The sequence below is a fragment of the Methyloligella sp. GL2 genome, assembly GCF_013341275.1.
Lineage (GTDB): Bacteria > Pseudomonadota > Alphaproteobacteria > Rhizobiales > Methyloligellaceae > Methyloligella.
Genome location: NZ_CP054476.1, coordinates 3,197,202 through 3,218,805, shown reverse-complemented (window position 1 = coordinate 3,218,805; position 21,604 = coordinate 3,197,202). Strand labels below are relative to the sequence as shown.

Here is a 21,604-nt window from a genome sequence, read left to right as displayed (position 1 = left end):
GCCGATTCCGGCTTGAAAGCGATTTTCTCAACCAAAGAGGGGCACGTGAAAAGGCGTAGGAGTCTGTCCGCCTGGGCACTGATCTTGGCTTTTTGCATGAGCGCGGGGCTGTGGGCCGCATCGCAAAGCCCCGCCCTGGCGCAAGCAAAGGGCAGGGTCAGCGGACTTCCCGTGCCGCGCTTCGTCAGCCTGAAGGCCGACCGCGTCAATGTCCGCCGCGGCCCCAGCATCGATCAGAGCATCGATTGGGTGTTCTCCCGCGCCGGCCTTCCCGTCGAGGTGATCGCCGAATCCGACAATTGGCGCCGGGTGCGCGACAGCGAGGGCTCCGAGGGCTGGGTGTTCCATAGTCTGCTCAGCGGCCGGCGCACCGTGCTGATCTCGCCCTGGGTGAAGGATAAGAAGACCGTGCCGCTCTATCGCGACGACAAGACCAGCGCCGGCATCGTCGCCGAGCTGCAGCCCAACGTGCTGGGCGACGTCATCGAATGCGACGGCACCTGGTGTGAGATTTCCGTCGACGACTACGAAGGCTACGTGCAGCAGGAATTGCTGTGGGGCGCCTATCGCGGCGAAGTCGTCAAATAGAGAAGTCGTGAAATAGGGATTGGAAATGCGCCGGCTTATTTGCCGGTCTTCACCAGCCGTACCAGCACATCGACCCGCGACACCGCCATGCCTTCGGGCACTGCCGGCAGGCCCTCGACGCGGACGTCGCCGTGCTCGATATCCATCAGCTCACCGGAATCGTCGCACAGGAAATGGTAGTGGTTGGAGGTGTTGGTGTCGAAATAGGTCTTCGACCCTTCCACCGCGACCTCGCGCAGCAGCCCCGCCTGGGTGAACTGATGCAGCGTATTGTAGACCGTCGCCAGCGAGACCGGCACGTTCTGGTCCTTGACCTCGTCGTAGAGCAGTTCAGCGGTGACGTGACGATCCTCGCCGTCGAACAGCACCGAAGCCAGCGCGACGCGCTGCCGCGTCGGCCGGAGGCCTGCCTCGCGCAGGAGCTTGCCGATATCTGTCATAGTCTGCGAAACGGTCATGATCCGGTAGAATATAAGGAGAATGCGTCAGCGCCGCAATCCGCCTAGAGTGTCTCTAGATTTTGCGGTTAAGCCAGCAAAATATGACTTTTGCAAGCCAATATTGGCAGCGCGCCTTTGACGTGCGCCCCCACTTTGTGTGAATTGCAGGTGACGAGAGGCGAATTGGCGGCCGGGCCGGCGCGATGTCGCAGGGCCCGCCTGGGGCGTTTGCTTGCAATTTGCAAGGCTTTTGGCATTTCGCCGACTGTGATAGGAAACGCGGCGACTGGAACAGAAGCGGCCGGATACGCGCTTAAAATGCGCTGTCGGAGCCTTAAGGCCGCGAGTGAAGGATAAAGGACGACAATGACAGAACGGCGCGGCCAGTATGAGTATGAGGATCTTCTCGCTTGCGCGCGGGGAGAGCTTTTCGGTCCCGGCAACGCCCAGTTGCCCTTGCCGCCGATGCTCATGTTCGACCGGATTTCCAAGGTCACCGAGGAGGGGGGCGAGCATGGCCGCGGTCAGATCCGTGCCGAGCTCGATCTGAAGCCCGATCTTTGGTTCTTTCCCTGCCATTTCAAGGGCGATCCGGTGATGCCGGGCTGTCTCGGTCTGGACGCTCTGTGGCAGCTTCTCGGCTTTTTCCTCGGCTGGCTCGGCGCTCCCGGCAAGGGCCGGGCGCTGGCTGTGGGCGAGGTAAAATTTTCCGGAATGGTCCTGCCCACCATGAGCAAGCTGGAATATATTGTCGACTTGAAGCGGGTGATCCGGCGCAAGCTGACCCTCGGCATTGCCGACGGCACGCTGCTCGCCGATGGCGAGCCGATCTACAAGGCAAAGGACTTGCGCGTCGGCCTGTTCACCGAGGATGAAGGCAACGCAGCCGTTGCGTAGCGCTCCCGGATTTCACCAGACGTCAACACAAGGCTCCGTTGGGGGATACCAATGAGGCGAGTCGTCGTTACAGGGATGGGCATCGTTTCGTCCATCGGCAATAGCGCCCAAGAGGTGCTGGCAGCGCTGCGCGAGGCGCAGTCCGGCATCGTCAAGGCGGACACATATGCTGAGCTCGGCTTCCGCTGCCAGGTTCATGGCGCGCCCAAGCTCGACTGGGAAGAGATGATCGACCGCAAGATCCGCCGCTTCATGGGCGCCGGTGCGGGCTGGAACTATATCGCCATGGAGCAGGCGATCCGCGATGCGGGGCTGGAGGAGAGCGACGTCTCCAACGAGCGCACCGGGCTGATCATGGGCTCCGGCGGTCCCTCGACCAAGGCCATCGTGCAGGCGGCGCAGACCACGCTGGAGAAGGGGCCGAAGAAGGTCGGCCCGTTCGAGGTGCCGAAGGCCATGTCGTCGACCAATTCGGCGACGCTTTCGACGCCCTATCACATCAAGGGCTCCAGCTATTCGATCTCCTCGGCCTGCTCGACCTCGGCTCATTGCATCGGCAATGCCAGCGAGCTGATTCAGCTCGGCAAGCAGGACATCGTCTTTGCCGGCGGCGGCGAGGAGCTGGACTGGACCTTGTCCGTGCTGTTCGACGGCATGGGCGCCATGTCCTCCGACTTCAACGATCAGCCGGAGAAGGCCAGCCGCGCCTATGACGAGAAGCGCGACGGCTTCGTGATCGCCGGCGGCGCCGGCGTCGTGGTGCTGGAAGAGCTGGAGCACGCCAAGGCGCGCGGCGCCAAGATCTATGGCGAGCTCGTCGGCTACGGCGCCACCTCCGACGGCTACGACATGGTGCAGCCCTCCGGCGAGGGCGCGGCGCGCTGCATGCGCATCGCCATGCAGAACGTTCACGACAAGATCGACTATATCAACCCGCACGCCACCTCCACGCCGATCGGCGATCTTCGCGAGATCGAGGCGATCCGCGAGGTGTTCGACGAGGATATTCCGTCGATCAGCGCCACCAAGTCCCTGACCGGGCATTCGCTGGGCGCGGCGGGAGCGCAGGAAGCGATCTATTCGCTTCTGATGATGAATAACGGCTTCATCTGCGAAAGCGCCAATATCGAGACCCTCGATCCGGCCTTTTCAGACATTCCGATCGTTCGCGAACGCCGCGATAACGTCGACATTAACTGCGTGATGTCCAACAGCTTCGGCTTTGGCGGCACCAACGCTACCCTCGTCTTCCGGCGCTTCGAGGGGTAATCCGTTAAAGACAGGAAGACGCCCCCACTAACCTCTTCGAGCAGAGTAAGTGCCATGACAACAAAAGAAACAGACATCGCAACTCCCGCGCCGCTGATGGCGGGGAAGAAGGGGCTGATCCTCGGTGTCGCCAATGACCGCTCCATCGCCTGGGGCATTGCCCGGGTGCTGGCCGGCCAGGGTGCCGAACTCGCCTTCACCTATCAGGGCGACGCTTTCGCGCGCCGCGCCATCCCGCTGGCCGAATCCGTCGGGGCGACCATCATCGAGCCCTGCGATGTGGAAGATTTGGACAGCGTCAAAGCCGTCTTCGACAAGATCCGCGATCAGTGGGGCAAGCTGGATTTTGTCGTGCATGCGCTGGCCTTTTCCGACCGGACGCAGCTTAAGGGCCGCTATTGCGACACCACGCGCGACAACTTCCTCCACACCATGGAGATCTCCTGCTTCTCCTTCACCGAGATTTGCCGGCTTGCCGCCGATCTGATGACCGATGGCGGCTCGCTGCTGACCCTCACCTATGGCGGCTCCACCCGCGTGGTGCCCTGCTACAACGTGATGGGCGTGGCCAAGGCGGCGCTGGAGGCCAGCGTGAAATATCTCGCTTCCGATCTCGGCCCGTCCGGCATCCGCGTCAACGCGCTCTCCGCCGGACCGATGCGGACCCTGGCTGGCTCCGGCATCTCCGATGCCCGCGTGCTGTTCCACTATCAGCGCGATCATTCGCCGATGCACCGCACCCCGACCCTGGATGAGGTCGGCGGCGCCGGTCTCTATCTCCTGTCCGATCTGTCGGGCGCCGTCACCGGCGAGGTGCACTTCGTCGATTGCGGTTACAGCACCGTGTTCATGCCGCGCCTCGAGGCGATCAAGGCCATGGCCGGCGAAAAGGAGCAGGGCGAGCAAACGCCTGCCGAACCGACCCCCCGCGAAGCCGCACAATAAGCAACCGACAAAATGGGGGCCGAGGAAACGTCAAGGATGAGGACCCATGATCGAGTTGGTGATTACCGCCTGCCTTCTGTCGGGATCGAAAGACTGTCAGAAGATTGAAGTTCCCGTGGAAGAGGGCGTCAGCCTGAGCGCCTGTCTGAAGACCGCCCACGATAGGGCGCTGGACTGGCAGGCCGACCACGCCGAATACATGGTGGTCGGCTGGCAGTGCACGGACACCGACAAGGCCGCTGAGAAATAGCGCTCTCGGTCAGTTCCGAAAAAACAAAGGCCGCCCTTTCGGGGCGGCCTTTTTCATGCCTGAACGGCAAAATCTGTGTGGCATCGGCGGGCGCTTTGAGGCGCCCGCGTCGCCGTCAGCCTTAGCTGGCGTCTTCCGGGGCCAGCTCCTTGCCGGTCTCCTGGTCGACGACCTTCATGGACAGGCGGACCTTGCCGCGGTCGTCGAAGCCGAGCAGCTTGACGAAGACCTCTTGGCCTTCCTTGACGACCTCGCCCACCGTGGCCGGGCGCCCCTGGGTCAGCTGGGAGATATGCACCAGCCCGTCCTTGGGACCGAAGAAATTCACGAAGGCGCCGAAATCCATGATCTTGACGACCTTGCCCTTGTAGATCTCGCCGACCTCGGGCTCCGCCGCGATGCCCTTGATGCGGGCGATGGCGGCATTGATGGATTCGGCGTTGGGCGAGGCGATCTTCACCGTGCCGTCGTCGGAGATGTCGATCTTGGCGCCGGTCTCCTCGACGATGGAGCGGATCACAGAGCCGCCCGAGCCGATCACTTCGCGGATCTTATCGGTCGGGATCTGCATCACCTCGATGCGCGGCGCGAACTCGCCGACCTCGGGGCGTGCGGTGTTCAGCGCCTTGTCCATCTCGCCGAGGATATGGATACGCCCACCCTTGGCCTGATCCAGCGCCACCTTCATGATCTCTTCGGTGATGCCAGTGATCTTGATGTCCATCTGCAGCGAGGTCACGCCTTCCGACGTGCCGGCGACCTTGAAGTCCATGTCGCCGAGGTGATCCTCATCGCCCAGGATGTCGGAGAGAACCGCAAAGCCGGACTCTTCCTTGATCAGGCCCATGGCGATGCCGGCCACCGGACGGGCCAGCGGAACGCCCGCATCCATCAGCGCCAGCGAGGTGCCGCAGACGGTCGCCATCGAGGACGAGCCGTTGGACTCGGTGATCTCGGAGACGACGCGCAGCGTGTAGGGAAAGTTCTCCTTGCCCGGAAGCACCGGATGCACCGCGCGCCAGGCCAGCTTGCCGTGGCCGATCTCGCGACGTCCCGGAGACCCCATGCGGCCCGTCTCGCCCACCGAATAGGGCGGGAAGTTGTAGTGCAGCATGAAGTTTTCTTTGTAGGTGCCTTCCAGCGCATCGACGAACTGTTCGTCCTCGCCGGTGCCCAGCGTGGCAACCACCAGCGCCTGGGTCTCGCCGCGGGTGAACAGCGCGCTGCCATGGGTCCGCGGAAGCACGCCCACCTCAGACACGATCGGCCGCACCGTGGTCAGGTCGCGCCCGTCGATCCGGTGCTTGGTGGTCAGGATATTGCCGCGCACCACGTCTTTCTCGATGGACTTGAACGCACCGGAAAGCTTGGCGCCGAAGCTGCCGTCATCCTCTTCCGGGGCGAGCGCCTCGGCGACCTTCTCCTTCACCGCGGCAATCGCGTCACGGCGCTCGGTCTTGGTCTCGATGGCATAAGCCTCGCGCAGCCCGGCCTCGGCCAGCTCGCGCACCTTGCCTTCCAGCTCGGCGGCGCCTTCGTCGGTCTTCAGCTCCCAAGGCTCCTTGGCGCTCTTCTCGGCCAGCTTGATGATGGCATCGAGCACCGGCTGGAAGCCCTTCTGGCCGAACATCACAGCGCCCAGCATGATGTCTTCGGAAAGCTCCTTGGCCTCCGATTCCACCATCAGAACCGCATCGCTGGTACCGGCGACAACGAGGTCCAGAGCGCTTTCCGACATCTCGTCGATCTCGGGGTTCAGCACGTACTCGCCCTCGATATAGCCGACGCGCGCGGCGCCGATCGGGCCGATGAAGGGAATGCCGGAAATGGTCAGCGCCGCGGAGGCGGCGACCATGGCGACGATATCGGGATCGTTCTCAAGATCGTGCGACAGCACGGTGAGGATGACCTGGGTCTCGTTCTTGAAGCCCTTGGCGAACAGCGGACGGATCGGCCGGTCGATCAGGCGGGAGGTCAGCGTCTCCTTCTCGCTCGGACGGCCTTCGCGCTTAAAAAAACCGCCAGGAATCTTACCGGCGGCGAAAGTCTTCTCTTGGTAGTTCACGGTCAGCGGGAAGAAATCGATACCCGGCTTAGGGTCTTTCGCAGCCGTGGCAGTGGCGAGCACGGTGGTCTCGCCATACTGGGCGAGGACGGCGCCATCGGCCTGGCGGGCCAGGCGGCCGGTCTCGAGCTTGAGTGGACGGCCCGCCCATTCGATTTCTACGGTTTGAGGATTGAGCATGGTTTGCTTTCTCAGATCGGATGTTATCGGTCAGACGTACCGCCCGGATGGCGGTACGCGGATAATCTTTTCACAAGCTGGCGCGGTGCGGCCGTGCCGCACCGGCCCAATGAATGAGTTGCTAGCGGCGAATACCGAGACGCTCGATGAGAGTCTTGTAACGGTCGACGTCGCCGGACTTCACGTAATCGAGCAGCCGCCGGCGCTGGCTCACCATCTTGAGCAGACCGCGCCGCGAATGGTTGTCCTTGGCGTGGCTCTTGAAGTGCTCGGTGAGGTTGGTGATCCGCTCGGTCAGGATCGCGACCTGAACTTCGGCGGACCCGGTATCGCCGGGTTTGGTGGCGTATTCTTGAATCAGTTCCTGTTTGCGCTCAGCGCTAATCGACATCGGTCATCTCCTGAAATTGAAAATGGCGGATCGCCTAGCCGGGAAGATTAAAAACCCGGGTCGGTCGCATCTCGCCTTGCTTAACTTCGCCTACCGCGACGAGGAGCCCTCGCGAGGTGGCATAAACCGGCCCGTTTAGAATTGGAGCGTCCCGGCCTCGGATCAGCACGGGTTGTCCTCTTTTGAGCCTTGCCGCGTCTTGCCCGCTAAGGGCGAGCGCCGGGATGTCGTCCAGCGCCGTCTCCAGCGGCTTGAGTTGGCCCATCAGGGCCTCGCGGTCGGCGGCACTATGTCCTAACTCTTCCAGCTTTTCTAGCGAAATTGCGTCCGTTTCCTTAAAAGGCCCGACCCGGGTGCGGCGCAGCGCCGAAACATGGCCCAAAGCCCCCAATTCCCGGGCCAAATCCCGCGCAATCGACCGGATATAGGTGCCTTTGCCGCAATCCGCCTCGATCACCGCATGGTCGGGATCGGGCATATCGATCAGTGCCAGACGGTCGACGGTGACGGTGCGGGCAGCCAGCTCGAAGTCTTCATTGTCCCGCGCCAGATCATAGGCGCGCGCGCCGTCCACCTTCAGTGCCGAGAAGCGGGGCGGGATCTGGCTGATCTCGCCGGTGAAGCGGGGCAGGGCGGCCTCGATCTCCGCCCGCGTGGGGCGGGTATCGGAGCTCTGGGTGATCTCGCCTTCGCAATCGTCGGTGGCTGTTTCGGCGCCGAAGCGCACCGTGAAGCGGTAGCTTTTGCTGCCGTCCACCACGAAGGGCATGGTCTTGGTGGCTTCGCCGAAACCGATCGGCAGCACGCCGGTAGCCAGCGGGTCCAGCGTGCCGGCATGGCCCGCCTTGGCCGCGTTGAACAGATGGCGCAGCCTGCCCACGGCTTTGGTGGAGGTTATGCCGCTCGGCTTATCCAAGATCAGCCAGCCGTGAACGGGATCGCCCTTGCGCCGCCGCGCCATACGCGTTTCTGCCTTGTTGCTCTAATCGTTGAGGTTAGTCGTCGAGATCGCGGGTGACGTCCGGCGAAGCCAGAATCTCGTCGATCCGCTGCGAGGTCTCGAAGCTGGTATCCAGCCGGAAACGCAGCTCCGGCGCATAGCGCAGCTTCACCCGCCCCGCCACCTCGCCCCGCAGGAAGCGGGCATGTTTTTGCAGGTGATCCACCACGACCTTGGCCTCCTCGCCGCCCAGAGGCATGACGTAACAGGTGGCAAGCTTCAGATCCGGCGACATGCGCACCTCCGGCACGGTCACCGGATGGCGCTCCACCACCTCGTCCATCAATTCGCCGCGCGAGAAGATCTCCGCCAGCGCATGGCGGATCAGCTCGCCGACCTTCAATTGCCGTTGGCTGGGGGGACGCCCCTTGCCCTGACTAGTCATTGATCCGCTCCTTGGATACGCTTCTTCGCGAAAGCTGCGATCGCGTCGAATTCCTGGTCGGAGGCCATCGCCCGCCGCGGCAGCGCGATCGCCTCGGCCCGGTTCAGGAAGACGAACAGGCTCTGCTTGGTCTGCACCAGCCCCGTCACCTTGGCCCAGATGCACTGGCCGGAAAACTCCGCGCTGCGCCAGGTAATGCCTTCGTCGTCCAGCCCGACGGTCATCGGCGTATCGGCCAGCGCATAGCGCCGGAACACCAGCCGGTAGATCAGCCGGAAGAACATGAAGTCGATCACCGCCACGATCATCACGATGATCGGGATGCCGCCCAGCACCGGACCGATGACCTCGAGTGTCGTCAGCTCCGCAGCGCCGATCCCGCTCTGCCAGAGCTGCAGCGCCATCAAGAGCAGATAAAGCCCGGTCACCACGATATAGGGCGTTGCTTGGCCGAACAGACTCCGCGACCGCTTCGCCGCGATCTGCCCGGCAAAGTCGTCATACCCGTAGGTATAGTGGATGGTGTAGGCCATCGCCCGCGGGCCTCCCGGCGAATGTCCGGCTTAACGCGAGCGGCGAGCGCGGCCCTTACAGGCTGCGCTCGATCTGCTCCACGGTGAAGCATTCGATTACATCGCCAGGGCGCATGTCCTGGTAGTTCTCGAACGCCATGCCGCATTCCTGGCCGGTCTGGACTTCCTTCACCTCGTCCTTGAACCGCTTCAGGGTCGAGAGCTTGCCCTCGTGGATCACCACGTCGTCGCGGATCAGCCGCACATGGGCGCCGCGCTCCACCTTGCCTTCGGTCACGCGGCAGCCGGCCACCTTGCCGACCTTGGAGATGTGGAACACCTCCAGGATTTCCGCATTGCCGAGGAAGTTCTCGCGGATGGTCGGCGCCAGCATGCCGGACATGGCCTGCTTCACGTCGTCGACCAGATCGTAGATCACCGAGTAGTAGCGGATCTCCACCCCGGCGCGCTCGGCCGCCTCGCGGGCCTGGGCGTTGGCGCGGGTGTTGAAGCCGAACACCACCGCATTGGAGGCAGAGGCCAGGGTGATGTCGGATTCGGTGATACCGCCAACCGCGGCATGGATCGGCCGCGCCTTGACCTCGTCGGTGCCAAGATTATCCAGCGCCGAGGTGATCGCCTCGACCGAGCCCTGCACGTCGCCCTTGATGAGATAGGGGAACTCCGCCGCGCCGGTCTCCTGCAGCTGGGTCATCATCTGCTCGAGCGAGCCGCGCTGGCCGGCCACCGCCATACGCTTGCGCCGCTCGCGCTCGCGATAATCGGTGATCTCGCGGGCCCGGGCTTCCGATTCCACCACGGCGAACTGATCGCCCGCTTCCGGTGCGTTGTCGAAGCCCAGAACCTCCACCGGCACCGAGGGGCCGGCTTCCTTCACCTGCTCGCCATGATCGTCGATCAGCGCGCGTACACGGCCCCAAGCCGTGCCGGCAACGACGATATCGCCCTGATGCAGCGTGCCGCGCTGGACCAGCGCCGTGCCCACCGGACCGCGGCCGCGCTCCAGCTTGGCCTCGACGATGACGCCGTCGGCCGCCCGCTCGGGATTGGCCCGAAGCTCCATCACTTCGGCCTGCAGCAGCAGCGCTTCCAGCAGCTTGTCCAGATTGGTCCGCTTCAGGGCCGAAACCTCGACCTCCAGCGTGTCGCCGCCCAGGCTCTCCACCACGATCTCGTGGCTCAGAAGCTCGGTGCGCACGCGCTGCGGGTCGGCGCCCTGCTTGTCGATCTTGTTGATGGCAACGATGATCGGCACCTCGGCCGCCTTGGCGTGATTGATCGCCTCGATGGTCTGGGGCATCACGCCGTCATCGGCCGCAACCACCAAGACCACGATATCCGTCACCTTGGCGCCGCGGGCGCGCATGGCGGTGAACGCCTCATGGCCCGGCGTGTCGATGAAGGTGATCTTGTTCCCGTCCGCGCCTTCGAGCTGATAGGCGCCGATATGCTGGGTGATGCCGCCGGCCTCCTGGCCCACCACATCGGTGGTGCGCAAGGCGTCGAGCAGCGAGGTCTTGCCGTGGTCGACATGGCCCATGATGGTCACGATCGGCGCGCGCGGCTGCAGGTCCTCTTCGATATCCTTCTCGCCGATGAAGCCTTCCTCGACATCCGACTCGGAGACGCGGCGCACCGTATGGCCGAACTCCTCGGCAATGATCTGGGCGGTATCGCCATCGATCACGTCGGTGATCTTGTGCATGGCGCCGTCCTTCATCAGGAATTTTATGACGTCGACGCCGCGCTCGGCCATGCGGTTGGCCAGCTCCTGGATGGTGATCACGTCCGGAATGATCACCTCGCGGGCGATCTTCTGCGTGCTCTGCTGGTTCGGCTGTTTCTTCTGGCGCTCGCGATGGCGCTTCAGCGAGGCAAGGCTGCGCTGGCGCTGCTCTTCGTCGAGCGCGTTGGTGATGGTGAGACGGCCGCGCACCCGGCGCTCGTCGCCGCGGCGGACCGGGGTGGGGCGCTCTTTCTTGCGATCGGGCGCACGGGCAGGCGTGACCGCCTTCGGCGCCGCCGCCGCCGCCGGCTTGCGGGGCGTTGTCTTTTTCTCTTCGGTCTCTTCGGAGGTCTTGGCCTCAGCGCGCTCTTTGGCTTCGCGCTCTTCCTCGAGGCGGCGCTGGCGCTTTTCTTCCGCTTCGCGGGCACGCTCGGCGGCGCGCGCCTTGGCGCGCTCGGCCTCGCGGGCTTCTTCCTCGCGCCGTTCGCCCTCGCGCTGCTTGGCGCCGGCCAATGCACGGCGGCGGGCATCCTTCTCCTCGTCGGAGAGGGATTTCAGAACCACGCCGCGCTTCTGATCGCCGCTCTGGCGCGGCGGCGCCTTGGGCTTGGCCTCTGCCTTCGGTGCGGCAGGGGCGGGCTTGGCCTCTTCGGTCTTCGGGGCCGCCGTCTCCTCGCCCTGCGGCGAGCTGCCGATGGCGCGGCGCTTCTTCTTCTCGACGAGCACCGACTTGCTGCGCCCATGGCTGAAGCTCTGGCGCACGTGACCGGATTCGACGGTCCGTCGCACATTCAGCGTCAGCTTCCGCGAGCCGCGGATGGTCTTGTCGTCTGTCTCGTTCGTATCGCTCATTCTTTATCCGTCTTCCGCCCCAACGAGGCCTGACATCCGTCCGCCGCGCCACGGTAGCGCTGGGCGCGCTCCGCCGCGGCGATGAAATTCTCGGCTGCCCCTCCTCGGGCAAGGGCTGCATGTATCACATTTGTCCGGCCTGAGGCCAAACCCAATTCATCCGCCGTGAAAATGCGGATTGGGGCAATCGCGCCATCGCCTGCGATCGCCGCGTATTTGCCGTCCAGCTTCCGGCACCCATCTTCTGCCGCATCGGCGGCATGGACCAGGGCGCGAACGCGGCCCTTTTTGATGGCGTCCTCGATTTTGGCAAAGCCGAACGTGACGCTGCCCGCCTTGTTGGCAAGGCTCAGCGCTGAAAGCGCAGCCTCATTTAGCATTTGCCCCACGCGCTCAGCAAGCGCAGGCGGGATCTTCACCGCCTGCTTCAGCGCCCGGGCGAAGGCATTGCGCTTCGCTGCCTCCGCTACAGAAGCCCGATCGGCCGTGATCCAAACACCACGGCCGGGCAATTTTTCTTTCAAATCTGGGACGATCTCGCCGTCCGGCGAGGCGACGAATCGGATCAGCGCGTCTTTAGGAAGCTGCTCGCGCGACAGCGCACAGCGACGGAAGGGGCCGGTTTCGGTCCCCTCCTGAAGCGTCATGCTCGTGGTCGCTGTGCTTTGCAAGCGCATATGCTCCCGTAAAAGCCACCTTAAGCGTCCGCGCGGTCGGCGCTGTCTTCAGCGGCCGGCTCGTCGGCGTCCGCCGTTTCGGCCTCTTCGCCTTCCGCCTCGGAAGCCTCCTCCGGCTCCGGCTCGGGCTCCTCTTCGATCCAGCCGGCCTTGATACGGGCCGCCAGGATCATCGCTTCGGCATCCTGCTTGGAGACGTTGAAGCTATCCAGGAAACCGTCGTGATGGACGGTCTCGCCCTCTTTGCGCTCGTTCCAGCCGATCAGATCGTCGGTGGCGCAATCGGCGAGGTCCTCGACGGTCTTCACGCCATTCTCGCCGAAAGCGACCAGCATCGGCGTGGTCACGCCCGGCACCTCGTTGAGCTCGTCCTCGACGCCGAGCTCTTTGCGCTTGGCTGTCATTTCCTGCTCGATGCGCTCCAGATATTCCCGCCCGCGGGTCTGGATCTCGCTCGCCGTATCCTCGTCGAAGCCTTCGATGGTGGCGATTTCGTTCTCATCGACGAAAGCCACCTCCTCGATGGAGCTGAAGCCTTCCGAGGCCAGAAGCTGGGCGATCACCTCGTCCACATCCAGCGCTTCCATGAACATCTGCGAGCGCTCGGCGAATTCGGCCTGGCGCCGCTCGCTCTCGTTCGCTTCGGTCATGATGTCGATATCCCAGCCGGTGAGCTGAGAGGCGAGGCGCACATTCTGGCCCTTGCGGCCGATGGCCAGCGATAGCTGGGCATCCGGCACCACCACTTCGATGCGCTCGGCATCTTCGTCCAGCACGACCTTGACCACCTCGGCCGGGGCCAGCGCGTTGACGATGAAGGTGGCCGCATCCTCGGACCACTGGATGATGTCGATCTTCTCGCCCTGCAGCTCGTTCACCACCGCCTGCACGCGCGAGCCGCGCATGCCGACGCAGGCGCCGACCGGATCGATCGACTGATCGCGGGACACCACGGCGATCTTCGCCCGGCTGCCCGGATCGCGCGCCACGGATTTGATGGTGACGATGCCGTCGTAGACTTCCGGCACTTCCTGGGCGAACAGCTTGGCCATGAATTCGGGCCGCGTGCGCGACAGGAAGATCTGCGGGCCGCGCTGCTCGCGCCGCACGTCGTAGACATAGGCGCGGATACGGTCGCCATAGCGGAAATTCTCCCGCGGCAGGGTCTCGTCGCGGCGGACGATGCCTTCGGCCCGGCCGAGATCGACGATCACATTGCCGTATTCCACGCGCTTGACGATGCCGTTCACGATGGTGCCGACACGGTCCTTATATTCCTCGTACTGACGCTCGCGCTCGGCATCGCGCACTTTCTGCACGATCACCTGCTTGGCGTTCTGGGCGGCGACGCGGCCGAAATCCAACGGCGGCAGCTCCTCGGCGATGAAGTCGCCGATCTGAGCGTCCGGGTTGCGGCGGCGGGCGTCTTCCAGGGAGATCTGCGTGGCTTCCATCACCACGTCCTCGCTCACCTCCAGCAGGCGCTCCAGACGGATCTCGCCGGTCTTCGGATCGACCTGGGCGCGGATCTCGTTCTCGCTGCCATAGCGCGACTTGGCGGCTTTCTGAATCGCATCCTCCATCGCCGCGATCACCACGTTGCGGTCGATGGATTTTTCCCGCGCGACCGCATCTGCGATCTGCAGGAGCTCAAGCCTATTGGCGCTAATGCCCGCCTCAGCCATTGCCTTTGCCTCCGATTTCGTTCCTTTGGGCGGCGTCCCGGCCGCCAAAACTCAGTGGGTCTTCTTTTGCGCCAGATCGGCGCGGAAATCTTCCTTGCTGGCGACCAGCTTCGCATCGGCGATCATCGAGAAGGGAAAGCCCAGGATCTGGGGCTCCTCGTCCTCGCCGAGCCTGACGATCAGCCTCGCCTCGTCGTCCTCGGTGCCATCGATCACGCCGCGAAACCGCTTGCGTCCGTCGATGGCCTCCGCCAATTCCAGCTTCGCCTCGTGGCCGATATAGCTCTCGAAATCGCTTGGCCGAACCAGCGGCCGGTCGATCCCGGGCGAAGAAACCTCCAAATTATATTCACCGGCGATCGGGTCCTGCTCGTCCAGCAGGGGCGACAGCGCCCGGCTGATGATCGCGCAATCGTCGATCGAAATCTGTCCGTCCGGCTTTTCGGCCATCACCTGCAGCGTGCCGCCGGCTTCGCCCGTTAGCCGGACCCGCACCAGACGGAAACCCAGCTCCTCAAGCACCGGCTCCGCCAGATCGGCGACCAGCCGCGCAGGCCCGGTCTCCCGGGAAAAACGTCGCTCCAAGCTCGAAGGGCTCGACATCGTCAGGCACATACCTTTTCGGAAGTCACGATGGCCCGAACCTGTGAACCTAATAAAAAGGAGCGGGCCGCGGCCCACTCCTGACGGAAACCAATCATGAGTTCTGATGGGTAATATACGAGCTTTTTTGCTGAGTTCAAGCTGCGTTCGCGGCGCGCCGAATGGCTTGGATACTGGGCCTCAGACCCTGCGGAAGCTGAGATAGGCCGATTTCCGCCCTTCGCGGACGGCCTTTTGCTCGTAGCGGGTCTCCGGCCAATCGTCCGGCCGCTCCCGCCAGTCCGCCGCCCGGGCGGCATTCCAGGAAAAGCCGGGATGCTTGTGAAGGATACCTAGCGCCTGGGCGACGTAATCGGGCCAATCGGAGGCGAAGCGGAATTCGCCGCCCGGCTTCAGCACACGGGCGATCTCGCTAGCGGTCTCTTCGTTCAGCAGGCGCCGCTTCTTGTGCCGCGTCTTCGGCCAAGGATCGGGGAACAGCATGAACACCCGGTCGATCGCGCCCTCCGGCAGCCAGGCCAGCACCTCCCTCGCATCGCCGTCCTGCAGGCGGATATTGTCCAGCCCCTTCGCTTCGGCCTGGGCCAGCAGGCTCGCTACCCCGTTGAAAAACGGCTCGCAGCCGATCAAACCGGTTTTGGGATTGTGTTCGGCCTGCCAGGCGAGATGCTCGCCGCCGCCAAAGCCGATCTCCAGCCAGACTTGATCGGCGCCGGACGGAAATAATGCGGCAAGCGATTCCGGGGCAGGGGCCTGCAGCGGTAGCCGCAAGGCCGGCAGCCGCGTCTCCATCAGCGACGCCTTATAGGCTGTGAGTTTATGCCCCTTGCGCCGCCCATAGGACCGCAAGACGGGTTGGTCTTCGGCCACGACTTTCTCTCTTGCGGTAATCGTGTTGCGGCGGTCCGAAGACCGCCGCGCCGTCTTAGCTGATTGCGGAGCGCAGCGGCTCGACCAGATCCAGCTTCTCCCAGGAGAAGCCGCCGTCATTGTCCGGCGTGCGCCCGAAATGGCCGTAAGCGGCGGTGCGCTCGTAGATCGGCCGGTTCAGCGACAGCGCCTCGCGGATGCCGCGGGGCGACAGATCCATCACCTCGCGGATCGACTTCTCCAGCGCATCCTCCGACACTTTGCCGGTGCCGTGCATGTCGGCATAGATCGAAAGCGGCTGCGACACGCCGATGGCGTAGGAGAGCTGCAAGGTGCAGCGGTCGGCGAAGCCGGCCGCGACGATGTTCTTCGCCAGATACCGCGCCGCATAGGCCGCCGAACGGTCCACCTTGGTCGGATCCTTGCCGGAGAAGGCGCCGCCGCCATGGGGCGCCATGCCGCCATAGGTGTCGACGATGATCTTGCGCCCGGTGAGCCCGGTATCGCCGTCGGGACCGCCGATCACGAAGCGCCCCGTGGGATTGACGTAGAACTTGGTCTCCGGGTCGATCCAGCCTTCGGGGATCACGCCCTCGATGAAGGACATCACGATCTCTTTCACCCGCTCCTGGCTGACATCTTCGCCATGCTGGGTGGAGACCACCACCGAATTGACCCGCGACGGTTCGCCGTTCACATAGTCCAGCGCCACCTGGCTCTTGGCATCGGGGCCGAGCTCCGGTGCATTGCCGGCATGGCGGGCCTTGGCCATCTCGTACAGAATGGAATGGGCGAAATACAGCGGCGCCGGCATCAAGGGCTCGGTCTCGCGGCAGGCGTAACCGAACATGATGCCCTGGTCGCCCGCGCCCTCTTCCTTTTCCTTCTCGGTATCGGCGTCCACGCCCATGGCGATATCGGCCGACTGTTCGTGCACGTAATATTCGAACTTGGCGTTATCCCAGTGGAAACCGTCCTGCTCGTAGCCGATCTCGCGGATCGTGCGGCGGGCGGTCTCTTCGATCACCTCAGGGGTGATTTCTTCCGGCCCGCGCACCTCGCCGGCCATGATGATCCGGTTGGTGGTGACCATGGTCTCGACCGCCACGCGGGAGACCGGATCGGCATTCAGGTAAAGATCGACGACTGCATCCGAAATCCGGTCGCAAACCTTATCCGGATGCCCTTCGGACACCGATTCACTGGTAAAGACGTAGTTCTCTCGAGACAATTCCGCCCCCTCTACTGACCCACATTATGGCGGCATTGCCGCAAAGCCAGCGCGGTTGTCGCAACGATTGCCGATCCGGTCAAGCCTGCATAGGAAGGCTGGGACGCGATCGAGAGGACCGCGCCGAACAGGCTGAGAATGCTAGGAAGACCGCTCTTCGTTGCTGAGCGAACGAACCAGATCGACAACGCTTTTGCGCACCTTCGGGTCGGAGATCTTCACGAAAGCGCGGTTGAGCTCCAGCCCTTCGCGGCTGTTCAGAAACTCCAGAATGAAGGTCTCCGATTCGGGCTCCGCCATGCCGGACGGCGCGCTGCCGTCGAATTGCGGGGCTTCCTCGAAGAAGAACTGGACGGGAACGTCGAGAATCTTGGCAATCTGAAACAGCCGGCTCGCACCGATGCGGTTGACGCCTTTCTCGTATTTCTGGACCTGCTGGAAGGTCAGACCCATGCTCTCGCCGAGCCGTTCCTGACTCATGCCCAACAGCATGCGCCGCAACCGCACGCGGCTACCCACATGCGCATCAACTGGATTTGGCTTTTTGCCGGCCATTCGCTCACTCGTCACAGTCATGGAAGGAAAAACCCTTGAATAGGGTACTCAGAACAGACGCTCTGGGCACCAGAACGCGCCCCCGCGAAAGCGGTGTCATACGTTTCACATAAACCCCCGTCAAGCGCGTGATAGGCGCGCACCCGACGGCATTAATTTACCGGTTAATTGGCTTAGCCGTCTACCTAGCGTTCCAATAAATACCAGGAATAACGACAAAATTTCGATTCCGCGCTCATGAAGGGCAAAGAATGTCGGCGGAATCGCGTTTGGTAGAACACCATCGACGACGCCTTTCTTCCCAAGGCCCAAGCGAGCCTCGATACGGCCATAGGGATCGATGATCGCCGAGATTCCCGTATTGGCTGCACGAACCAGGGGGAGCCCTTGTTCCACAGCCCTTACGCGGGCGTGGTGGAAGTGCTGATACGGTCCCACGCTGCGACCAAACCACGCATCGTTGGTAACGTTGACCATCCAACCCGCACGCTGTTCGCCGGCATTCACCTCGTCAGGGAACAAGATTTCGTAGCAGATCAGAGGCATCAAAGGTGGTGCGTCCGATAAGCGCAACCGACGCGACCCTTTGCCTCCGGTAAATCCCCCGCGAATACCGCCGGTTAGCTGCATTACGCCCATTCGCTCCAAAAGCGATTGAAACGGCAGATATTCGCCGAACGGTACAAGATGTATCTTGTCATAGCTTGCCTGAATGCGACCTTTGCCCCCAATAATTAGCAGACTGTTGAAAAATTTCCGCGGCAGAGGCATTCCCTGCGAATTCCGGTAGCGCGCGATGCGAATAGAGCCCACCAGAAGCCTTGTGCCGTCGGGCAGCATCTCGCCGATGGTGGAAAGCGCCTCCGGCTCGTCGGGCAAAACCGCCGGGATCGCCGTCTCGGGCCAGATCAGGATGTCGATATCCTTCAGCCCCACGCCGTCCTTGGTTTCGCGGCTATAGGCGAGATAATCTTCGAAGATCGCCCGCGCGTTCTCCGGGCGCCATTTCTCGTTCTGGGCGACGCTGGTCTGCACGATCCGCAAGGAAAGATCGGTCATCTCCCGAGGCGCATGCGCCAGGCGCCAATAGCCCCAGCCGGTTCCCGCCGCCAGCAGCGCCACGGCGATAAGCGCGAGCCCCGTGGCACTCGCCCGGCCTTCCAGCCCCTTTGGCGCGAACACCGCCAACACGCTGGCGAACAGCAAGACGGCAAATAGGGTGAGGGCGTAGATGCCGGTCAGCGACACCATCTGCATCATCGGCAGATTGGCGGTGAGGCTATAGCCGATCAGGTTCCAGGGCTGCCCGGTGAACAGATGCCCGCGCACGTATTCGCCGATGGCAAAGGCGAAGGCGAGGGCGAAGACGCGGGTGGCGCCCTTTCCCCAAAGCAGCATCGCCAGCATGCAGGCGAGCACGAAATACAGCGCCATCCAGGCCGGAAAGGCGGCGAGCACGAAGGGGATCAGCCAGGCATGGCGCTCCGGCTCTACCAGGAAGGCCTCGGCGATCCAGTAGAAATTGGCGAGGAAGAAGCCGTAACCGAACGAAAAGCCGATCAGCGAAGCGCCGATCAGCCGGCCTTTCAGTTTCTCGTGGCGCAAAAAGGCGCCATCCAGCAGCCAGACCAGGACGCCGAAGCTGACGAACAGCACCGGCCAGGCGTTATAGGGCGCAAAGCCGAGCGCACCGAACGCCCCCGCCGCGGCCGCTAGCAAATAGCGCCGCCAGCCATGAAGCCCCGCGACCTTGGCCGCGAGCCGATCCAGAAAAGCCAAGTTTGTGCAACCCCCGCAAAAGCGTGCCCAGCGATGACGCGCGCTGTTATCCCTTATGGAAACGGCGAGGTTATGACCGATCCTCGGTCTTTCCGTCCTCGCCGTCGGCCGGGAGATTGCGGGTATGGATGCGCAGCTTCTTGATGCGGCGGGGATCGGCATCCAGCACTTCGAACTCGACGCCGCTCGGATGCTTCAGCAGCTCGCCGCGCACCGGGATGCGGCCCGACAGCGAGAACACCAGCCCGCCGAGCGTATCGATATCGTCATCCTCTTCCGGATCGATCAGCGTGACGCCGAGCTGCTCTTCCAGCTCCTCGACTGGCACGCGCGCATCGGCCACCAGCCCCAGCTTGTCGCGGGTGATCAGCGGCGCATCGTCGACATCGTGCTCGTCCTCGATATCGCCGACCACCTGCTCGATCAGATCCTCGATGGAGACCAGCCCGTCCGTGCCGCCATATTCGTCGACCACCAGGGCCAGATGCACCCGGCTGGTCTGCATCTTCAAGAGCAGATCGGTCACCGATTGCGAGCCCGGCACATAGAGAATATCGCGCACCAGGCTGAGCTCGCGCACCTTGCGGGTGAGATCGACATTGCCGAAGGAGAGATCGGCGCCGTTGGCCTTCTCCGCCTCCTCGGCGATCCAGCTCATCAGGTCGCGGATATGGATCAGACCGCGCGGCTCATCCAGCGTGTTGTGGAACACCGGCAGGCGCGAATGCTCCGCCTCGCGGAAGATGCCGAGCAGCTCCTCCACGCTGATCCCGTCCTCCACCGCCACGATATCGGCGCGCGGTACCATCACATCCTCCACCGTCAGCTTTCCGAAGCGGAGGATGTTGAGCAGCATGGTGCGCTCGGTGGCGCTGAAGCTGTCGGAGGCGTCGGGGCTGCGCGAAATCGCATCCTCGATCAGCGTCCGCAGGTCCGCCGCCTCGCCAAGCCCGAAGCGCGACAGGATGCGCTCCAGCCAGGAAGGTTCGTCGTCGCTTTGGCGACCGTTTTCGGGAGCCGGATCGTTCTCCGGCAAAGCCGCGTTGCTCATCCTGAAATCTCAGAGTTTTGGGAAAGGGGGGGATCGGCATAAGGATCGGCGATACCGAAACGCTGCAGCAGCGCGGTCTCCAGCCGTTCCATCTCTGCCGCCTCTTCCTCCTCCATATGATCGAAGCCGAGGAGATGCAGCATGCCGTGAATGACGAGATGCACCGCGTGATCGTGAAGCGAGAGACCTTGCGCCTCCGCTTCGCGGGCAAGCGTATCGAAGCTGAGCACGATATCGCCGAGCGCCGCCGGTTCGCCGGGCAGGGCAAAGCTCTCGCCCGCCGGGAAGGACAGCACGTTGGTGGCGCTGTCCTTGTCGCGGTAGTCGCGGTTCAGGGTGCGGATTTCGTCGTCGCCTGTGAGGAGGATCGAGACCTCGTAAGGCCCCTCGGCGATCAGCCCCGCCTTGCGGGCGCCATCGGCTGCCGCGGCGAATGCCGCCTTTGCGGCTTGCACGAGCGCGCTCTCGCCGACCGCTTCGTCCGGCCAAACACCTTCGCGGACGACAAGCGCGATGCTTAAGTCGCCGGGCTCTGGCTCCGGCTCCGCGAGGGCAGCGCCCAAGGGAGCCTCGATGGTACTAGGAACGTCGTCACTCATTGTTGTCGCGGCCGCTGCCTTGCGCGGTCTCATACGCATCCACAATCCGGCCTACAAGTTCGCGCCGGACCACATCCTTACCGGTAAAGGCGATGTGAGAAACGCCGTCAATACCTTCAAGGATATCGATTGCCTGCATTAGCCCCGAATCCTTGCCATAAGGCAAATCGACCTGGGTGGGATCGCCTGTGATCACCATCTTGCTGTTTTCGCCAAGACGGGTGAGGAACATCTTCATCTGCACCGGGGTGCAGTTCTGGGCCTCGTCCAAAATCACCATGGCGTTGGAGAGGGTGCGCCCGCGCATGAAGGCGAGCGGGGCGATCTCGATCGCCCCCGTGGCAAGCCCGCGTTCCACCCGCTCCGGTGCCAGCACGTCATACAGCGCGTCGTAGAGCGGGCGCAGATAAGGATCGACCTTCTCGCGCATATCGCCGGGCAGGAAGCCGAGCCGTTCGCCCGCCTCCACCGCAGGCCGCGAGAGGATGATGCGGTCGCAGGCGCCGCTTTCCAGCGCCGCGGCGGCATAGACCACGGCGAGATAGGTTTTGCCCGTGCCGGCAGGGCCGGAGGCGAACACCAAGTCGTCCCGCTCCAGCGCCGCGATATAGCCGCTCTGCGCGCGTGTCCGCGCCGTGACCAGCCGTTTGCGGGTGCGGATCTGCTGTTGCTCGGTGGCGGCGCCTGGCGCCTCTTTCGCCATCGGGGGCACATCGGAATGGCGGATCGAGCCCACCACCTCGCCGACCCCGATCGCCTCGCCCTTGGCCAGGCGGTCGTAAAGATCCTCCAGCACCGATTTGGCGGTCTCGCAGGCTTGCTGCGGCCCGCGCAAAGACACAGCCGTGCCGTTGACCACCGCCTCGATCCCGAGCCGGTCTTCAAGCACAGCCAAATTGGCATCGTAATCGCCGAGGAGATCGCGCATGAGCCTGGTGTCATCGAAAAATACGACAAGCGGCTCGTTCCCGCCCTCTAGGGCAACGGCGGTGGCGCTTTCAGACGCGTGTTCTGGCGTCAAATTAGGTCTCTC

Annotated in this window: 22 protein-coding genes; 5 read left to right on the top strand and 17 right to left on the bottom strand. The window is 63.5% G+C overall.

Translation table 11 applies throughout. The features are described from left to right. Positions 1-96 precede the first annotated feature (96 nt). Complete coding sequence (locus HT051_RS14965) at positions 97-588, top strand: SH3 domain-containing protein (RefSeq protein ID WP_246810117.1); 492 nt, start codon at positions 97-99, stop codon at positions 586-588. Positions 589-623: 35 nt separating this feature from the next. On the opposite strand, the gene irrA is transcribed toward HT051_RS14965, so the two are convergent. Beyond that, the gene (gene irrA / locus HT051_RS14960; protein ID WP_305798173.1) at positions 624-1,028 is read right to left on the bottom strand and encodes an iron response transcriptional regulator IrrA; all 405 of its coding nucleotides are present in this window, start codon (positions 1,026-1,028) and stop codon (positions 624-626) included. Positions 1,029-1,394: 366 nt separating this feature from the next. Between irrA and fabA the strand changes: the two genes are divergently transcribed. Genes fabA through HT051_RS14940 form a run of 4 tightly spaced genes read left to right on the top strand, consistent with a single transcriptional unit; the run spans position 1,395 to position 4,389 of the window. Next, entirely contained in the window at positions 1,395-1,925 is a 531-nt protein-coding gene (gene fabA / locus HT051_RS14955) for a 3-hydroxyacyl-[acyl-carrier-protein] dehydratase FabA (protein ID WP_174542770.1), read from the top strand. 51 nt (positions 1,926-1,976) lie between these two features. Beyond that, complete coding sequence (fabB, locus tag HT051_RS14950) at positions 1,977-3,194, top strand: beta-ketoacyl-ACP synthase I (RefSeq protein ID WP_174542769.1); 1,218 nt, start codon at positions 1,977-1,979, stop codon at positions 3,192-3,194. Positions 3,195-3,248: 54 nt separating this feature from the next. Further along, positions 3,249-4,139 carry an enoyl-ACP reductase FabI gene (gene fabI, locus HT051_RS14945; protein ID WP_246810116.1) on the top strand — a complete coding sequence of 297 codons (891 nt, stop codon included), beginning with the start codon at positions 3,249-3,251 and terminating at the stop codon, positions 4,137-4,139. A gap of 46 nt (positions 4,140-4,185) precedes the next feature. Continuing rightward, complete coding sequence (locus HT051_RS14940) at positions 4,186-4,389, top strand: hypothetical protein (protein WP_174542768.1); 204 nt, start codon at positions 4,186-4,188, stop codon at positions 4,387-4,389. A gap of 121 nt (positions 4,390-4,510) precedes the next feature. Here the strand turns inward: HT051_RS14940 and pnp are convergent, their stop codons facing one another. The 16 genes from pnp to HT051_RS14860 form a co-directional block, all read right to left on the bottom strand. After that, positions 4,511-6,634, bottom strand: a complete 2,124-nt coding sequence (gene pnp / locus HT051_RS14935) for a polyribonucleotide nucleotidyltransferase (protein WP_174542767.1) — start codon at positions 6,632-6,634, stop codon at positions 4,511-4,513. A 121-nt stretch (positions 6,635-6,755) separates the two neighbouring features. Beyond that, positions 6,756-7,025 carry a 30S ribosomal protein S15 gene (rpsO, locus tag HT051_RS14930; RefSeq protein ID WP_174542766.1) on the bottom strand — a complete coding sequence of 90 codons (270 nt, stop codon included), beginning with the start codon at positions 7,023-7,025 and terminating at the stop codon, positions 6,756-6,758. A 34-nt stretch (positions 7,026-7,059) separates the two neighbouring features. After that, positions 7,060-7,986, bottom strand: a complete 927-nt coding sequence (gene truB / locus HT051_RS14925) for a tRNA pseudouridine(55) synthase TruB (protein ID WP_174542765.1) — start codon at positions 7,984-7,986, stop codon at positions 7,060-7,062. Positions 7,987-8,020: 34 nt separating this feature from the next. Further along, positions 8,021-8,410: a 30S ribosome-binding factor RbfA gene (rbfA, locus tag HT051_RS14920; protein ID WP_174542764.1), complete on the bottom strand. Its 390-nt coding sequence runs from the start codon at positions 8,408-8,410 to the stop codon at positions 8,021-8,023. Continuing rightward, positions 8,407-8,943, bottom strand: coding sequence for a YcxB family protein (locus HT051_RS14915; RefSeq protein WP_174542763.1), 537 nt, complete (start codon positions 8,941-8,943; stop codon positions 8,407-8,409). The genes rbfA and HT051_RS14915 overlap by 4 nt, the downstream gene beginning before the upstream one ends. 55 nt (positions 8,944-8,998) lie before the next feature. After that, positions 8,999-11,521: a translation initiation factor IF-2 gene (gene infB / locus HT051_RS14910; protein ID WP_174542762.1), complete on the bottom strand. Its 2,523-nt coding sequence runs from the start codon at positions 11,519-11,521 to the stop codon at positions 8,999-9,001. After that, a complete protein-coding gene (locus tag HT051_RS14905; RefSeq protein WP_174542761.1) occupies positions 11,518-12,168 on the bottom strand; it encodes an RNA-binding protein in 651 nt (216 codons plus the stop codon). The genes infB and HT051_RS14905 overlap by 4 nt, the downstream gene beginning before the upstream one ends. A gap of 50 nt (positions 12,169-12,218) precedes the next feature. Further along, entirely contained in the window at positions 12,219-13,883 is a 1,665-nt protein-coding gene (gene nusA / locus HT051_RS14900; protein WP_174542760.1) for a transcription termination factor NusA, read from the bottom strand. 51 nt (positions 13,884-13,934) lie between these two features. Further along, positions 13,935-14,486, bottom strand: coding sequence for a ribosome maturation factor RimP (gene rimP / locus HT051_RS14895; protein WP_246810115.1), 552 nt, complete (start codon positions 14,484-14,486; stop codon positions 13,935-13,937). A gap of 180 nt (positions 14,487-14,666) precedes the next feature. After that, on the bottom strand, positions 14,667-15,356 hold the full coding sequence (trmB, locus tag HT051_RS14890) for a tRNA (guanosine(46)-N7)-methyltransferase TrmB (protein WP_246810114.1): 690 nt from the start codon (positions 15,354-15,356) through the stop codon (positions 14,667-14,669). Between the two features lie 55 nt (positions 15,357-15,411). Continuing rightward, entirely contained in the window at positions 15,412-16,587 is a 1,176-nt protein-coding gene (gene metK / locus HT051_RS14885; RefSeq protein ID WP_174542757.1) for a methionine adenosyltransferase, read from the bottom strand. Positions 16,588-16,728: 141 nt separating this feature from the next. After that, on the bottom strand, positions 16,729-17,142 hold the full coding sequence (locus tag HT051_RS14880; protein ID WP_174542756.1) for a helix-turn-helix domain-containing protein: 414 nt from the start codon (positions 17,140-17,142) through the stop codon (positions 16,729-16,731). Positions 17,143-17,262: 120 nt separating this feature from the next. Beyond that, on the bottom strand, positions 17,263-19,083 hold the full coding sequence (gene lnt, locus HT051_RS14875; protein ID WP_208454344.1) for an apolipoprotein N-acyltransferase: 1,821 nt from the start codon (positions 19,081-19,083) through the stop codon (positions 17,263-17,265). Next, on the bottom strand, positions 18,992-19,972 hold the full coding sequence (locus HT051_RS14870) for a hemolysin family protein (protein WP_174542754.1): 981 nt from the start codon (positions 19,970-19,972) through the stop codon (positions 18,992-18,994). The genes lnt and HT051_RS14870 overlap by 92 nt, the downstream gene beginning before the upstream one ends. After that, the gene (gene ybeY / locus HT051_RS14865; RefSeq protein ID WP_174542753.1) at positions 19,969-20,571 is read right to left on the bottom strand and encodes an rRNA maturation RNase YbeY; all 603 of its coding nucleotides are present in this window, start codon (positions 20,569-20,571) and stop codon (positions 19,969-19,971) included. Before ybeY ends, HT051_RS14870 begins: the two co-directional genes overlap by 4 nt. Then, positions 20,564-21,499: a PhoH family protein gene (locus HT051_RS14860; protein WP_174542752.1), complete on the bottom strand. Its 936-nt coding sequence runs from the start codon at positions 21,497-21,499 to the stop codon at positions 20,564-20,566. The genes ybeY and HT051_RS14860 overlap by 8 nt, the downstream gene beginning before the upstream one ends. Positions 21,500-21,604 lie beyond the last annotated feature (105 nt).